We start from the raw sequence: 14822 nt of genomic DNA, 5'->3' as shown, positions 1-14822 counted from the left end.
AGCGCGCGCCACCGGTCGGGGTGCAGCTGCGGGAGGTGAGGCGTGAGCACGTCGTTGCGAGGCAAACTGGCCCTCGTCACGGGGGCCGGAGAAGGCATCGGGCGGGCGATCGCAATGAGGCTCGGGGAGGCCGGCGCGGCGGTGGCCGTCGTCGAGATCGACGCCGATTCAGCCAAAGACGCCGAGGCGGAGTTGCGGGAGCACGGCGTGGACGCCATGGCCGTGGTGGCCGACGTCGGGGATCCGGCGCAGGCCCGCCGGGCCGTCGATCAGGCACTGGCGCGGTGGCACCGCCTGGACATCCTGGTCAACAACGCGGGCATCGGCATCCACGCGCCGTTCGAGGAGATCACGGTCGAGCAGTGGGACCGGGTGCTGGCCGTCAACCTCCGGGCGCCGTTCATCCTCGCTCAGGCCTCGGCGCCCCATCTGCGGCGGGCACGAGGCTCCATCGTCAACATCGCGTCGACCCGGGCCTTCATGTCGGAGCCCAATACCGAGCCTTACTCGGCCTCCAAAGGCGGCCTCGTGGCGCTTACCCACGCGCTGGCCATCACCCTGGGGCCGCACGTGCGCGTCAACTGCATCAGCCCGGGATGGATCGAGACCTCGTTGTGGCGCCGGCGAGACCGTCGCCGCTCGCCCGAACTGCGCCACGTCGACCACGCCCAGCACCCCGTAGGCAGGGTGGGCAGGCCCGAGGACGTAGCGGCAGCATGCCTCTTCCTGGTCTCCGACGACGCCGGCTTCATGACGGGAGCCAACGTCGTGCTCGACGGCGGCATGACCGTCAAGATGCTATACGAGCCGTGAACCGATCCAACTCCTCCCGGGTCGGCAGGGCCGTCATCGCGCCCTGGACCTGTACCGTCAGGGCGCCGGCCGCGTTGGCGGTGGCGAGCAGGCGCCGGAGCGCGGGGGCATCCAGCGCCGCGGCCACCTCTTTCGGAGAACGGCCGGCGCGGCGGGCCAGGCCGAGCAACTGCCATAGCGCCGCCGCCCAAAACGCATCTCCTGCGCCGGTCGTGTCCACCGCCTCGACCTCGAAGGCAGCCGCTCGGGCCACCGCTCCGCCGCGGGTCACCGCCCAGCTGCCCTGCGGCCCTTCGGTGACGACGACGAGCGAAAGCCGGGAGTAGTCGTCGAGCAGCCTGCGAGCGCCTGCCTCGTCCCGGGAGCCGCTCAACATCTCCAACTCGTCGCCGCTGGTCTTGAGCAGATGAACTGCCTCGAGGGCACGGCGCGTCAGTACCAGCGCTTGCGCCGGATCGGCCCAGAGCGCGGGGCGGTAATTGACGTCCAGGGAGATCGAGAGGCCCGCAGCGGCGGCCCTCTCGATGCCTGCCCACACCGCCGACTGCGACGGCTGCTCTGCCATGCTGACGGTGCCGAAATGGAACAGCCGTGCCGATGCCAGGTAGGCGGGAGAGAGGTCCTCCGGGCTCACCAGAGTGTCCGCGCCGGGCCTGCGGTAGAAAGAAAACTCGGTCTCACCCCGCGGCCCCAGCGCGACGAAGGCCAGGGTGGTGAGCGCCTCCTTGGTGACACGCATGTACGTCACGTCCACGCCGTTTTGCCGGAGGAAGGCCTTGAGATACCGCCCGAAGGGGTCGTCTCCCACCACGCCGACGAACCCCACCGATGCCCCCAGGCGGGCCAGCCCTACGGCCACGTTGGCAGGCGCGCCGCCCGGGCACTTCCGAAACCCCGGAGCCTCGCCGATCGAGACCCCGGGCCGATCCGACACCATGTCGATGAGGGCTTCTCCGACGACGACAACGTCCGGCACCCCGGGTCCCTCCCCTGTGAAGCGAGCCGCCTCGTGACGGGTTTCGATGGGACGAGGCGTGGCCCTTCCGTCCGCTGCCACGCCATCCTGCTCCCGCGCCTCAGCGAGCCTGAGCGCCCACCAGGAAGACACCCACCACGATCAAGATCGCACCGGCCAGCTGGAGGCGCGTGATCGGCTCTTCCAGGAGGAGGTGCGCGCTCACGAGCGTGACGAGGGGAGAAATTGCCATGACCAGTGCGACAGTGGAGGCCTGGCCGTACTTGAGGGCCAGGTAGTAGGCCAGATCGCCCACGAGAGCGGCCAGCACCGCCTCGACCCCGATGGGCAACCACGCCCGCGCCGGGACCCGTTCCAGGTAGTGCCACCCGCCCGCTCCCAGGACGAACCCCAAGATCAGGGCCGACGCCATGAGGGTTCGAAGGGCAAGGGCCGCCAGCGCGTCCACGCTCGCCAGCCCGACCTTGCCGGCGATGGGGGCCAGCCCCCACAAGACCGCACCCAGGAGCGCCAGCAGCACCGAAACCAACGACTTCCCCATCCTCTGCCTGGCGGCCCGTAGCCTGGGAGGCGAGGCCCGGCGCCGCCCTCTCCCCGGCAGGCTATGTGCCGGGCCTCGACGGCCATGACCAAGCGCAGGAGAAAGGCCTCCGGCCGCGCTCCCTCGCCCCGGCCCCGGTCGAATGGGGACGGGACTCCCGTGCATACCGTCCCTTGAGTCACGTGGAGGCTACGGTGCGGGAGGGTTCCATGCGCATGTGGGTCGCTACCGTACGCGCGCGCCGTCTCGTGGTGGGGCTGCTGGTCGTGCTGGGCGTTGCCGCGGTAGGGCGCTACGTCTTTCGCCGGCATCCCCCTGCACGGGCGACCCCGGATCCCAAGGGGGAGATCGTTGCGCTCGTCAACCGGTTGCTTGACGAACGGGCTCAGGCTCTGATCCGCTTCGACGACGGGGCCCTGGCCCCCCATTACGACCGGTCGTCGGTCTACGGGCGATGGGCGCTGGAGCACGAGCAGCGCAGGCTGCGCTACCTGCGGGCGTGGGCGGAGAAGCGCCAGATCGACCTGGTGAGCGCCAGCTCGGGCGTACGGGTCACGAACGTACGGTTGGGCAAGGACGAAGCGTGGGTGAGCCTGCTCCAGTCGACCCGCTTGGGATACGTCTACCGGGGGGACCCTACCCTCGAGAAGCACCTGTTTGGCATCGGCACCCGGCACGCGATGCAGCTGGTAGAGCAGGGCGGTCGGTGGGTGATCCGCCGCGACTGGTACACCGACCCCCTGGACGAGGACAGCCTCGTCCCAGAGGTGACGCCGGCCGACGTGGCCGCCTCGGGTGGGTTCCTCGAGCCGCTGGCGAGAGCGCAAGCCCTGGGGGGTGCCACCTGTTCGCCGCCCGGAGACGACCAGCTCGCGGCGTTCGGCTTGCTGGAGCAGGTGCGTTCCCTGGGCGAACCGGCTCCCACCCTCCTGGCCCGGGCGTGGCAGCTGGTGAGCGGGATCCCCGGGGAGGTGGGCCGGTTCGTCAGCCTGGCGGCCGGGTCGGGCCGGCCGCGGCAGGGTTACGACCGGGAGGCGGCGGCCCGCTACGCTCGCACGTACTGCGGCGCTGCGTGGGGCTGCGGCAACGGAGGGCGGTACAACGCCGAGTACATCGACTACACGGACATCGGCGGCGACTGCACCAACTTCGCCTCCCAGGTGCTCCATGCGGGAGGCCTGCCGATGGACCACTCCTGGTACTACCGCAAGGGTTCGGGCGGTAGCCGGGCGTGGGTCCAGACCTTGAGCCTGCTGGATCACCTGCTCGCCACCGGGAGGGCCAAGCTCATCGCCAGGGGGCGATTCGCCGACGTGGTCAAGGCCACCGACCGCCACCCGAAGGGCGCCGTCAACGAGCTCGAGCCGGGAGACCTGATCGGGTATCAGGAGAAGGGGCGGCTCGTCCACTTCGCGCCGGTGGTCGGCCGGGATTTCCGGGGTTATATCGTGGTCAACTCTCACACCGCCGACCGCAACGCGGTTCCCTGGGACGTGGGGTGGGACCAGGCTACCATCTTCTGGATCCTCCAGGTAAGGTCGTAGGCGGAACGCGGCGGGCGTCGCGTCGCAGCTCCATGACGTGGGAGATGACGCCGTTCATGTGGTCGATGCGGCCGACATCCGAAAAGCCCAGATCGTGCAGCACCTGGAGCAGGACCGGGTGGGTGCTCAGGCACTCCACCATGACTCGGGAAAGCCGCATCTCGTCGAAGAGATAGGCAAGCAGCGTCTCGAACGCGTCGGTCAGGAGGTGGGCCACGGCCTGCTGGCCCTGGTCCCTCACCTCTTTGTCCCCGAAGAACGGCTCCACCCAGCCCTCGTCCTGGCGCGCGTCGAGGCTGTGGAGGTCGAAGTCGCCCACGTAACGGCCCTGCGCGTCCTCGACCGCGATCTGCCGGCTGGAAGGGTCGTGGGAGAGGGTCTTGAACCAGCTGCGGATATCGTAAGGCGTCCGCTCTCCGACGGTCATGCCGAGCGTTTCGATCTGCACCTGCGGATCGTTGGTCATCTCGAGCCGCTTGGGCAGGTCCGACTCGCGCAGCAGGCGCAGCCGCACCCGCCTGCCAGTCCGGCTCCACGCGTCGTCGATGGCTGCCAGCGCCGCCTCGTTCATGGACCCATGCCCTCCAGCCTCCCTCGCAGGGTAGCCAACGCCCGCCACGGTGTCAACGGGGACGTGTCGACATGAGTCGAGTGCGGCCGTCGGCGTGCCTGCCGGCCGGCGCGTCGTCCATCCCTTCGTTACGTCACGGCAACGATGCCGTAATACGGGAGCGCTACTCGTAACGCGAGAAGGGGGAATGGGCGTGTCGGCGGATAGGCTGCAGTCTGGCCCGGCTCCGTCCCCTTTCGCGAGTCCCGTTCCCGAGGAGCCCAGGGTGCGGATCCTTTTCGTGTGCACGGGCAACTCCGCCCGGAGCCAGATGGCCGAAGGTTTCGGGCGGGCGCTCGGGGAGGGCATCGCCGAGGCCCGCTCCGCCGGCCTCGAGCCGAAGGGCCTCCACCCGTACGCGGTCAGGGCGATGGCCGAGGTGGGGATCGACATCTCCCAGCAGCGCTCCAAGCTGTTGTCGATGGAGGACATCCGGTGGGCCGACGTCGTGGTCACCCTGTGCGGCGATGCCAGGGATCGCTGCCCGGTGCTCCCCCCGGGGACGCGCTCGTACCACTGGCCCCTGCCGGATCCCGCAGCGGCGCGGGGCAGCGAAGCGGACGTGCTGGCCGTCTTCCGCGCCGTGCGTGACGAGATCGAGCGGGACGTACGCCAGCTCCTCGCCTCTCTGGCAGCAGAGAAGGCGGTCTCCCCCCGTGTGCTATAATGGGGGCACTGCCGTTGGACCTGCCCCGGGCCGCGGCAGCGCCGGCGCGGAGGGGTGTCTGAGCGGGCGAAAGAGGCGGTCTTGAAAACCGTTGAGGGGCCTAGCCCCTCCGTGGGTTCAAACCCCACCCCCTCCGCCACTTTGCGAGGTTACTGGTGGGGACACCAGAGCGATCTGACCCCACCAATCTCCCCACCAATGAGCCAGGAGCCCCGCCTACAAGGGGACAGGGCGGGGCTCCCGAGGGTCATGGGCGGAGCCGGGAGCAGACACTAGCGGCCCGGCTCCTGCTTTTTGGGCGAGGAGCGAAGGTAATTCGCCAGCTTCTCGGATGCTTCGGCCTTGTCCGTTGCCAGCACGTGGCTGTAAACCCTCAGTGTGAAGCCGGGGTCATGGTGCCCCAGGATTTCGGAGATGGCCCGCACGTTGGCGCCCGCCGCCAGCGCCCGGCTTGCGAAGGTATGGCGCAGGTCATGGAAGCGAAGCCTCTTCGGCAGCTTCGCCTTTTCGACGATGGCCTGGTGGGGGCCGTGGGCGAACGCACTCGGAGAAAGTGGCTCACCGTTGGGCCGGGTGAAGACCAATCCGAAATCCCTGTAGCCCTGGGCGTAGAAGGCCCGCTCGATCTCCTGCTCCACCTTCCAGGCTTTCAGGGCGTCGGTCACTTCCGGGGGCAGGGGCACGGCACGAGGCTTGCGGTTCTTGGGCGTGCCGAAGACCGGATGCTTCCCGCCCTGTTCCACCGTCTGGCGAACGTGGGCGATGCCCTCTTCCAGGTCGAGGTCTTCCCACCGCAGGCCGAATAGCTCTCCCTCTCGCATTCCGGTGAAGACGGCGGCCAAGTAGAGGCAATAAAACCGGGAGTCTGCCGTCCCGTGGTAGTGGTGCTCCTTGGCGGCCTGCAACAGCCGATCGATCTCCTCGGCAGAGAGCACGACCATCTCCGGGTCGTCCGCCTTCGGGGGCTCTACCGCGTCGCAGACGTTGCGCCCGACGAGTCTCCAGCGCACCGCCACCTCCATGGCCCGGTGCAGGCACCGGTAGACGTGAAGCCTGGTGCGGTCGGCGATCTTGCCGGAGAGATCGGCCAACATTCCGTCTACGTGACGGGGCTCCAGCTTTTCGAGGCGCAGGGCTCCGAGGTGGGGCTTCAGATGCTTTTCGACCAATTGCTTGTACCGCTCATAGGTGCGCCGCTTGACAGAGGGTTTGGCGGACTTCTCCAGCCATTCGTCGAGAAAGCCTGCGACGGTCAGGCGAGTGGGCGGCACGTACTCCTGGCGGCGAAGCTCCTCTCGAAGCTGGGCCTCTAGACGCTTTGCTTCCTTCTCATTGGCGCAGATCCGGTCGATGAGCTTGCGCCGCTCCCGCCCCTTGGCGTCCTTTTCATATCCGAGGTAAACCCGTACCCGGAATCGCCCATCGGAAAGTCGAGTGATGCTCACGGTTTGCGCTCCTTTCTCTCCTCGGCGTCCAAGAACCGGGCCAGTGCGTCCCGGATCACGTCCGCCTGCCGGCGGTGGTGCTCGAAGGCGTAGCGGCGCAGGCGTTCCCACAGGTCTTTCGGGAGACGGATGTTCATCGCCACGTGCTCATTCATGGGGCTCACCTCCGGTGCTATTGTACCATAGCACCTCGGTACTGTCTACCGGATTGGTGGGGGCATTGGTGGGGACGGCTCACAGGAGCACGTAGCGACGGGCTTTTGGGAGGCTCAACGGTTTCGGCAATCGCCTTCCCTGGCCCCGGAGCCACCACCAGGGTCAGGGACGGCGGGCCAGGCTTCGGCTCCTCACGGGTCACGAACCCCTCACGGACTCCTCCCGTCGTCGGCGGGAAGTCCGGGGGCCAGCCGAGAAGAGAAGGTCACGAACGCCTGTTTGGAACGAAGGGGGATTCGAGAGGGGCGAGGGCCGCCAGGCGCCGACCCCCGCCCGATGGGGGCGGTTATCCGAGCAGGGGGGCTAGCTGCTCCTCGACGAAAGCGCCATACACGTCTTCACCGGCGGCCTGGGCGACTCGCAGCACGGCTTCCAGCACGATGCCCCGCTGGTCGTCTTCCCGAAGGCTCTGGATATGCTGGAGGGCCGCTTCCAGCACCACTCGCAGATCGTCCCGATGGAGCTTCTCCATGATGCACCGTCCCTTCTCCTGATTGGCTTCCAAGGTACGGCGGGGGGCTCGCCCGGCGGAAAGGTGGCTGAACCGCCCGGTGCGCCCTTCCCCTCGTGAGAACCGGGCGCTCCCCCCACGGGGGTTAGGGGACCCCCCCGACCCCGCCCGAGACTCCACCGCTTGCCGCGTGGTGATGAGAATGAGTATATCGCACGCCCGCAAATATGGCCCCTTTTCCCATGCTCCCTCCCCTCGGAGCCTTCTTTCCCCCACGGCCAACCTAGAGCTTGCGCCGGAGCGGTCGAATCCGCAGGCCGACGTACACGAGGGGTCGGGTGCCCCGTGCCCACGGGCGCTTATGTTGGAGGGTCGGGATAAGCTGGTGCAGTGTACGTGCCCATTGGGCGTAAGCGAAACTGGGGGCCTGGTGTTTCTGGCACCAGCGTAAATATAGCCCGTAAAGCTCTTTGGCGTCTACTTGGAAGTTAACCCCACCCCGATCCGTGTGCTGCTTCAAGAACTCCGTCAGGGCTACCTCGGGAGTGAGCGTCCTCGGTTCTTTTTGCAGGCCGAAAAGCTCCGAAAAGGCGTACTGGGCCTTCGGATAATCGCGGAGTGCGGCACGGATTGCCTTCTCGGAAATGGGCAAGTCGGGATGGGTCACCATCAGATCGCCGAGTGCCTGGAACAGAGGAATGAGCGCCCCTCGCTTTTTAGGGTCGATTTCCTGGATCTGCTCCTGCAATTCCCGCCACAGGGTAAAGCGTTTATGTCGAGCATTGTATAAACTATTCATCTCGTGCTAGCAGCCACCTCTCCGTTACTGGAACCCCACTAGGGGTATAGAAGCCAGTCATCATGCGGTTTTCCTCGCATCGAGATCCCCTTCGCCATGCACGGCAGGAGGTGCATAACGATACGGGCGAGTGCGTATATATGCGATCTCCCCCTCCCGTTTTTGCATCACCACCCCACCCCCCTGCAAAACCCTAGGGCTCTCCCCCTTGCTACTTTCCGGGACATTCGGGACATGGTGCCTCAAACCCCCGTCGTGACGCCGTTTATCGATGTCCCGGTTGGGTCAAAAAACCGGGACATAACCGGGACAGAACCGGGACATAAGGGGGGCTCCCAGTTCCTTCCATCTCCTTCCCATGTCCCGGTTATGTCCCGGTGATGTCCCGGTGTTTTGGGCAAACCGGGACATGAACAAACCCCGCCGTGACGCCGTTTGCAAGGGGTATGTCCCGGTTGTCCCGGAAAGTAGCAAGAAGGAGACCCCTAGGGTTTGTGGGGGTGTGCCAGAAAACCCCGTCGTGATGCGGTTTTCCTCGATTTGCTAGCAGATCGCACCCCGTGATGCATCCCCCGCCCCTACGCACCATCGGAAAACCCCGTCACGACCCCGCCCCCTGAGAGCCCGTTCCGGCGAAGCCTCCCAGGGTGAAGCCTAAATGTCGCAGGCGCTCACGGGAGAGCCGAACCACCCTCGGACGGCCCCCGCCGATCAGGGCCACAGGGAGCTTTGACGTGAGCCGGTCTTCGCTTTGCCGGACAATCGCCCCCTGCTTTTCGAGCGCCCGCCAGATCGATTGCGGCGAGGCGGCGAGCCCTCTTCCTCGTGCTAGCAGGGCCTCCGCCTCCTTGTACGCCACCTCTGGGAGCAGGTAAAGGTGCGTGGTGTCGTACCACCCGACGATGGGCACCCCGCCGGCGTCACCCTGCCCCAGGCGGACGATCGCCACGCGATTGCTTGCCACAAGCTCCCCGATGGCGTCCAGCAGTAGTCGCTCGGGTGCCTCGGAATCGAGCAGCCGATGGTGCTCCTCCGCCAGGTCGAGTAGGGCGGCCAACCCCTCCTCGGCCAGCTTGCGCCCCTCGGCCTCGGGTATGGCCCCTATGCCCACCGCCACGTCGGCCCACGTCTCCAGGCCCAGGGCCAGCACGGCCACGTTGTCCGCCACTCGGGGATGTCCGCCCCCCGCGGCCTGGCTCCGGATCGTCTCCTGCCGTTCGAGAAGCTTCCGGGGGAGGGCGTCGTCGTGATCCCGCAGCCGCCGAAGCCACTCGACGTAGGCGGCGCCGGCAAGGTTCAGGGCGTGCCGTTGCCCTTGCAGGCGGCCCAGCACCTCGAAATGGACTTGCCCGCGCTCCACCGGCACCGGGAACAGGCGAGCCAGGCCCGAGAGCCGTCCACTCGGCAATTCCTCGGCGGTCACGATCGCAAGCGCCCGTGGGGGACGGGAAGGGGCCGCCGACAGGTCGGAACGCAGTCGATTCCGCCCCACGTGGTTGCCCAGGCGCCGCAAGAGCCCCTGGGCCGTCTGGCGGACTCGCTCGGCGTCCCGAGTATTCGCGGGCGCAAAGTCGTCAATCACGAGAGGCAAGTCGGCAAGTGTCCAGAGCGAGCGTTCCAGTGCATTTTCAGTCGAAAGCCACGACTCCGGCGGCGTGTGCTCGGTGAAGAGCCCGTAGAGGGACAGCCCCAGCGTGGTCGTCGTCGTTTTAAACGCCCCCGATGGGCCATAAACCCAGAGCGTGACCGTGGCGGGCACCATCCCCGCCAAGGGCGCACGGGCCAGGGCGGACAGGAGCGCAAAACCCACCCGGCGATCGTCGAAGAGCTTTGTCAAGTCAAGGGCCGTTCGCACCGCTTCACGCGTCTCGCCGAGATCGCCGGGCGGCGTCGGCAGTACGTAACGGGCCAGGCGGTCGGGGAGCCGCACTTCCACGCCTTCTGCTCCCAGGGCTCCGCCTGCGTGCAGGAAGGCCCACCGGCCGCCGATCTGCCGCCAGCCTGTGTGAGCGTAAATATATCGCTCCGGCACGTCTCCGGAGAGCCGTTGAATCGCCTCGCGCAGGGAATCTTTGGCGGCCTGGCCCGCCGCCACGACGGCTCGGGTGCCCCATTCCCTTGAGACCCAGGACATGGAAGGGTATTCCGCAGCCGTGATGACGGCCCGCGGCAAGGCCCGCCCATCGGGCGTCGAGCCTTCCATCACCCATCGGCGCACCCGCTCGGCGCCGTCGTCTTCGATGATCTCCTCAGCGATCCGAGCCTCGAAGAAGGCGAGCGTATCGTTAACCGGCCCGTCTTTGGTAAGACGTATTCTCACAATGCACCCGTCGGAAACAGCGTAACCGCCGGGCCTGCCTTTTCCCCCATCGGTTTGCCGGTATCCGAGCCACTTGGCAGCCGTGAACACGATAGCGGGATCGATGATCTCCGCCAGGGTTTTAAATCCAATCGTGGGCTCACCATCATCCCGTTCGAGCGTGCTGGTAACGGCTCGAAGACGGTCGTCGGCTTCGCCATCCCCGGCGATGAGGCACACGGCCCGCATAAAGTCCATAATGGCATCGCGGTCCCATCCCAGCCTCGAAAGCCCGCCGGCGAGGGCTAAACTCGCCTGGTGCCGACCGCCGGGGGCCGCCCAATGGCGCCCCAGGAGCACCGCCGCAGCCAGCCGGGATGCAGCGGTCACCAGGGCGCTCTTGTCCACGGCGGGGACGGACGTTCGCTCGGCCCACACAATCCGGCGCCCGTTCGGATGCAGGGAGGGCGGAAACATCGTCTGTAGTCCCTCGGCCCGGACTTCGAGGATCGTGCTCTCACTCTCGGCCCGTGGGTCTTGAAACCGCTGGTTTTTGGGCGCCGGACGGCACTGGTAGAGCCAGTGACCGGGCTCCTTCCCCTCCTGCCCGAACTTTGCACCGGTCGGCGGTAACAAGAGTGGAGCGGCCTGGACGGCTTCGGGGCAATCGAGGTCAATGTCCACGAGTCCTCTGCTGGCGGCGCCGAGCACGATGCCGATGTTCGTGCCCTCATGGAACCGCTCCGCTATCTCGTTTTCGGTGATCTTCCACTTTGCCCAGCCTTTGGTCTTGGGGCCTTTGGTGCCGGCCTCATAGGGGATAGGCCGCCAGCCCAGTCGAATGTAGGCTTTAGCGGCTTTCTGGATAGCGGCTCCGTTTGATGCTGCGGTCATCCTTCTTCACTCCGCTTCGTCGAGATACGAGAACGGCTTGCTTTTTTCCGCCGGGGTATGTAAAGTGAAAAAGGGGGAGTGCAAAGCACAGGGCGCCACCCCCTTTTGCGCCGCCGGACGTTATCGGCGGCGCTTCTCCATGCTGTCAAGGGCCTGGGACTTCCATTTTTCGATGTCGAGGTCATCCGCTAGCGAAAAGCCCAGAAAATTGGGTTCGGCGTTGCACGGCCATAATTCGACAACACCATCGACGGCGCCGAGTCCGATGATGCTACGAGCGTGTGACGACTCGCCCCATGCAACTGCCGCCCAGACTGCCACGGGCCGCGTCGTAAACGTGCGGCCCTCCACAGGCTTGTTCAACGCGTGAACCGCCACCCACCCCGTGGCGGGCGCGAGGCTCACAATTTTAAAGGCCGGATAGCTATCACCCATTCCTGCTCACTCCCTCTTGCTCTCTGCTTTCCAGCATGCGCCGCAGCACGTCCTCACTCAGCCGTATCGCCCTCCCAAGCCTCAGGGCCGGCAGCCGCCCCTGCCGGATGAGGCGATATAGAAAGTGGGGATGAGTCCGAAGAAGTCTAGCAGCCTCCTGCACCGTCAGCGTGTTCACTTTTGACCACCTCCGCGTTCTATGCTAGATTGCAGTTGGCCCCAGTATCAGAGGGGATATGCGCGGGGGAGAGGGCGGTGCAGCCGATGGAACTCGCCCTACATTGGCAGAAGTGGCGAAGGCCGAAGGAGGTCAAGATCCTGGACGTGCCGGGCATGGGCCGGTGGCTGGTGGCAGATGGTGATGGAGAAGACATCGACGTGCTGACGCCGGAGCGTGACCGGGAGCAGAACCGTGCCGAGCCTATTTATCTGACATTTCTGAATACCATCCTCTCCTCCTCGGGCTCTCTGGAAGATATCCGGGACTTCGCCCTCCGGTATGGGCTCCTCGGGATGCTGGGCCGGGAGCACCCTGAGCGAGTCGAAGAAACGGAGTACGGCAAGGTGGCCCGGTATGCCCGTGACCGTTTGGGGCACTACGTTTCGCCCCGCCAGGTGGAGAAAGTAGACGACTACTTGTTCGCCGCGATGCTGATCCTGGACGCCCTCGATCGGCGATCGCCGGAGTCCCTAGAGGCTCAGGAAAGGCCCCTCGATCGGCGATCGCCGGAGTCCCTAGAGGCTCAGAAAAGGCCCCTCGAAGGGTACGGAGAGCTTGTGGTAATGGCTGGCCCGACGCCTTGTATGGAAGTGCGCTACCGAAGCCTGCTCGACGGGATGCTGTTGCGAATCGCCTACGATCAGATCACGGACGGACGGCCTTACGTCCGCTGCGCCCACTGTGGGAGATGGTTCGTGCAGGGCCGCCAGTGGGGAAAATACTGCTCCGATCGGTGCCGAGAACAGGCCCGTGACCGGCGCCGCTCCCCCCGTCGCAAGGCGAAGTGAAGGGCCGCTCGCCACTCCCCACCAGTCGCCCCCACCAGTCCCCCGGCACGTCCCTTGACGGGAAACCGTTGATCTTCGTACACTGGAATGGTCTCAAGAGCCTTGGTGGTGCGAAAAAGACGCCCTCTCGGTGGGGCCGGTCGGAACGGCAGGTGACGGCAGCGGACGGCGGTTTGGTGGGGAGCTAGAACTTGAAAACCGTTGAGGGGCTGACGCCTCTCCGGGGGTTCGAATCCCTCCCCCTCCGCCATGTTCGCTTCGGGAGCGCTGCTGCCGGCTGCAGCAAGCCGCCTGGGTCCTCGACCCGGCGTCGCGGGGATGGTGGACGGGGTTGGGGAAACTGCTCGCCTTTCTGTCCGACGTCCATGCCAATTTCGCGGCCCTTCGCGCCGTCCTGGAAGACGCCGTGCCCTTCGCCCCAGAATCCGTCTACAACCTCGGCGATACCGTAGGGTATGGACCGGAGCCGGGCGCGTGCGTGGAGTGGGCCCGCGGGCACGCCGTGGTCAGCCTTTTGGGCAACCACGACGCCGCGTGCGCGGGGCTCCTCGATCTCGAGTGGTTCAACCCATGGGCCCGGGAATCGGTCGAGTGGACGATCGCCCGGCTCTCCACCGACCAGCGGCTGTGGCTGAAGAGCCGCCCGCACCTTCACCGCCTGGAGGGCCCGGGACAACCCCGTATCCTGCTGGCCCACGGCACTCCCCGTGAGCCCGTGACCGAGTACGTGGACGACCAGGCGGCTGCCGACATCCTCGCGCACGCCGACTTCGATCTCGCCCTGGTCGGCCACACCCACCTCATGGGCGTCTACACGCGGCGCGGCTACACCCCTTTCCGGGCGAACGGGGAGTACGCGCTGGTACGCGGCGAGCCGTGCCTCGTCAACATCGGCAGCGTTGGCCAGCCGAGGGACGGATCGCCCCTGGCCGGGTATGTGCTGGTGGATCTCGATGCCTGGAAGGTCATCCTGCGGCGGGTCCCTTACGACGTCGCGGCCGCTCAGCGGGCCATCCTGGACGCAGGGCTGCCCCCCGTGCTGGCCGAGCGGCTGGCAACGGGGAGGTGACCCTCCCTCGGGCGGCGCGTGGGCAGCACACCGGTGATGGCAGCCTTCAGACCTGGCGATCAGCGATGCTTCGTCGCAAAGGGCACCGTGACGCCGGGCAGCACCTGGGAGCTCCTCGTCGCCACCGTTCTCGACTGGGCCACTATCCGTCGGATTCGCGAACCGGCGAGGGTGCCGCGCCGTCGGAAGGGACGGGGCCTCTCATTTGAACAATCCGCAGCCCAGGTAGGGTAGGCCGCCCGCCGCCAGGCAAGACGCGAGGAGAGGCGTGGCGGAGGGAGAGGGATTTGAACCCTCGAGGCACCTTTTGGGCGCCTAGCGGTTTGGAGACGGGGCATCCCGAAAGTTTGTCGTGCACGACAGGCGGCTCTTCAACGCCCGGCTCTTTCTCGAACAACTCGTTTACTTCAGCGATCTGGAAGACATCGACGTCACGCTGCGCCTTGTCCAGGAGCCCGTCACGCCTCATGAGATTGAAGCTTCAGCTTGCCCTCCTCGCGCAGCAGTTCGGCGTACATGACGACAGCCGGCGCCAGGATGCGGTCGTCCTCGAATAGCATGCTCTCCAGGAGCTTCTTGGCTTCCTGCGACTTGCCGGCGCGGCTGAGCTCGATCGCCTGCCGGCACTTCGCCAAGAGCTCCGGATCCGAACCGGAATCGACGCGTGCGCGAAAGGGTTCGCCCCTGGCGACCGCACGGCTGCCTCTCGGAGGTCAGGCCGCAGATTAGGCTGGAGAATCCGCAGGGCCTGCCCCAACGGCACCAACTTCAATGGTTCCTGGGGCAACGTCTGCCAGGGGCAGGGGCAGGGAGTCTTCGTCGACCTCCAGGCCCTGCCGCAGGCCGCGCAAGTGCGGCTGCTGCTCGACGCAGCCGATTCGCTGGTCGTAGCCGGGGTTAAGTCTGGCGACCTCACGGCGACCCGCAACGCGGCCAGGGGCGTCGGCGCGTTGCTGAACCTGGTTCTGGAGATGCTGTGAGGTCGCAGTGCCGGTGGCGCCCAGACGTACAGGCGGCGTATAGTCGTGGTGTATGGGTGCCGGTGACGAGAGCCG

General features: G+C 66.6%; 17 protein-coding genes and 1 tRNA gene. 7 read left to right on the top strand and 11 right to left on the bottom strand.

Annotation, left to right across the window (positions count from 1 at the left end; translation table 11 throughout):
* The first annotated feature begins 42 nt into the window (after positions 1-42).
* Positions 43-813 carry an SDR family NAD(P)-dependent oxidoreductase gene (locus U7230_RS13945; RefSeq protein WP_324716440.1) on the top strand — a complete coding sequence of 257 codons (771 nt, stop codon included), beginning with the start codon at positions 43-45 and terminating at the stop codon, positions 811-813.
* On the opposite strand, the gene U7230_RS13940 is transcribed toward U7230_RS13945, so the two are convergent.
* Both U7230_RS13940 and U7230_RS13935 read right to left on the bottom strand, forming a co-directional pair.
* Complete coding sequence (locus tag U7230_RS13940) at positions 791-1789, bottom strand: carbohydrate kinase family protein (protein ID WP_324716439.1); 999 nt, start codon at positions 1787-1789, stop codon at positions 791-793. The two genes, U7230_RS13945 and U7230_RS13940, sit on opposite strands and share 23 nt — an antisense overlap.
* A 100-nt stretch (positions 1790-1889) precedes the next feature.
* Positions 1890-2309 carry an EamA family transporter gene (locus tag U7230_RS13935; protein ID WP_324718252.1) on the bottom strand — a complete coding sequence of 140 codons (420 nt, stop codon included), beginning with the start codon at positions 2307-2309 and terminating at the stop codon, positions 1890-1892.
* Between the two features lie 236 nt (positions 2310-2545).
* Here U7230_RS13935 and U7230_RS13930 point away from each other — a divergent pair, with 236 nt between their 5' ends.
* On the top strand, positions 2546-3874 hold the full coding sequence (locus U7230_RS13930) for an amidase domain-containing protein (protein WP_324716438.1): 1329 nt from the start codon (positions 2546-2548) through the stop codon (positions 3872-3874).
* On the opposite strand, the gene U7230_RS13925 is transcribed toward U7230_RS13930, so the two are convergent.
* On the bottom strand, positions 3840-4445 hold the full coding sequence (locus U7230_RS13925; RefSeq protein ID WP_324716437.1) for a GNAT family N-acetyltransferase: 606 nt from the start codon (positions 4443-4445) through the stop codon (positions 3840-3842). The two genes, U7230_RS13930 and U7230_RS13925, sit on opposite strands and share 35 nt — an antisense overlap.
* A gap of 265 nt (positions 4446-4710) precedes the next feature.
* On the opposite strand from U7230_RS13925, the gene U7230_RS13920 reads away from it, so the two are divergent.
* Complete coding sequence (locus tag U7230_RS13920; protein ID WP_404980688.1) at positions 4711-5151, top strand: arsenate reductase ArsC; 441 nt, start codon at positions 4711-4713, stop codon at positions 5149-5151.
* A 48-nt stretch (positions 5152-5199) separates the two neighbouring features.
* A tRNA-Ser gene (locus U7230_RS13915) sits at positions 5200-5290 on the top strand.
* Between the two features lie 133 nt (positions 5291-5423).
* Here U7230_RS13915 and U7230_RS13910 read toward each other — a convergent pair.
* From U7230_RS13910 to U7230_RS15555, 7 genes are all read right to left on the bottom strand, one after another.
* Positions 5424-6596, bottom strand: coding sequence for a tyrosine-type recombinase/integrase (locus U7230_RS13910; RefSeq protein WP_324716435.1), 1173 nt, complete (start codon positions 6594-6596; stop codon positions 5424-5426).
* Complete coding sequence (locus U7230_RS13905; protein ID WP_324716434.1) at positions 6593-6751, bottom strand: hypothetical protein; 159 nt, start codon at positions 6749-6751, stop codon at positions 6593-6595. Before U7230_RS13905 ends, U7230_RS13910 begins: the two co-directional genes overlap by 4 nt.
* 347 nt (positions 6752-7098) lie before the next feature.
* On the bottom strand, positions 7099-7284 hold the full coding sequence (locus U7230_RS13900; RefSeq protein ID WP_324716433.1) for a hypothetical protein: 186 nt from the start codon (positions 7282-7284) through the stop codon (positions 7099-7101).
* A 262-nt stretch (positions 7285-7546) separates the two neighbouring features.
* Entirely contained in the window at positions 7547-8062 is a 516-nt protein-coding gene (locus tag U7230_RS13895; protein ID WP_324716432.1) for a hypothetical protein, read from the bottom strand.
* Between the two features lie 601 nt (positions 8063-8663).
* Entirely contained in the window at positions 8664-11255 is a 2592-nt protein-coding gene (locus U7230_RS13890) for a bifunctional DNA primase/polymerase (RefSeq protein ID WP_324716431.1), read from the bottom strand.
* Between the two features lie 120 nt (positions 11256-11375).
* Complete coding sequence (locus U7230_RS13885; protein WP_324716430.1) at positions 11376-11690, bottom strand: hypothetical protein; 315 nt, start codon at positions 11688-11690, stop codon at positions 11376-11378.
* A complete protein-coding gene (locus tag U7230_RS15555) occupies positions 11683-11853 on the bottom strand; it encodes a helix-turn-helix domain-containing protein (protein WP_404980687.1) in 171 nt (56 codons plus the stop codon). The genes U7230_RS13885 and U7230_RS15555 overlap by 8 nt, the downstream gene beginning before the upstream one ends.
* Before the next feature lie 161 nt (positions 11854-12014).
* Between U7230_RS15555 and U7230_RS13880 the strand changes: the two genes are divergently transcribed.
* Positions 12015-12698 (top strand): DUF2256 domain-containing protein, encoded by a 684-nt coding sequence (locus tag U7230_RS13880; RefSeq protein WP_324716429.1) that lies wholly within the window; start codon positions 12015-12017, stop codon positions 12696-12698.
* A gap of 331 nt (positions 12699-13029) precedes the next feature.
* Positions 13030-13767 (top strand): metallophosphoesterase family protein, encoded by a 738-nt coding sequence (locus U7230_RS13875; protein ID WP_324716428.1) that lies wholly within the window; start codon positions 13030-13032, stop codon positions 13765-13767.
* A 458-nt stretch (positions 13768-14225) separates the two neighbouring features.
* Here the strand turns inward: U7230_RS13875 and U7230_RS13870 are convergent, their stop codons facing one another.
* The gene (locus tag U7230_RS13870; RefSeq protein WP_324716427.1) at positions 14226-14402 is read right to left on the bottom strand and encodes a hypothetical protein; all 177 of its coding nucleotides are present in this window, start codon (positions 14400-14402) and stop codon (positions 14226-14228) included.
* Positions 14403-14618: 216 nt separating this feature from the next.
* Here U7230_RS13870 and U7230_RS13865 point away from each other — a divergent pair, with 216 nt between their 5' ends.
* A complete protein-coding gene (locus U7230_RS13865) occupies positions 14619-14747 on the top strand; it encodes a hypothetical protein (RefSeq protein ID WP_324716426.1) in 129 nt (42 codons plus the stop codon).
* Positions 14748-14822 lie beyond the last annotated feature (75 nt).

The sequence above is a fragment of the Limnochorda sp. L945t genome, assembly GCF_035593305.1.
GTDB lineage: Bacteria > Bacillota > Limnochordia > Limnochordales > Geochordaceae > Carboxydichorda > Carboxydichorda subterranea.
Note: the sequence above shows the minus strand (reverse complement) of the source record. Positions and strands in the feature narration are given on the sequence as shown.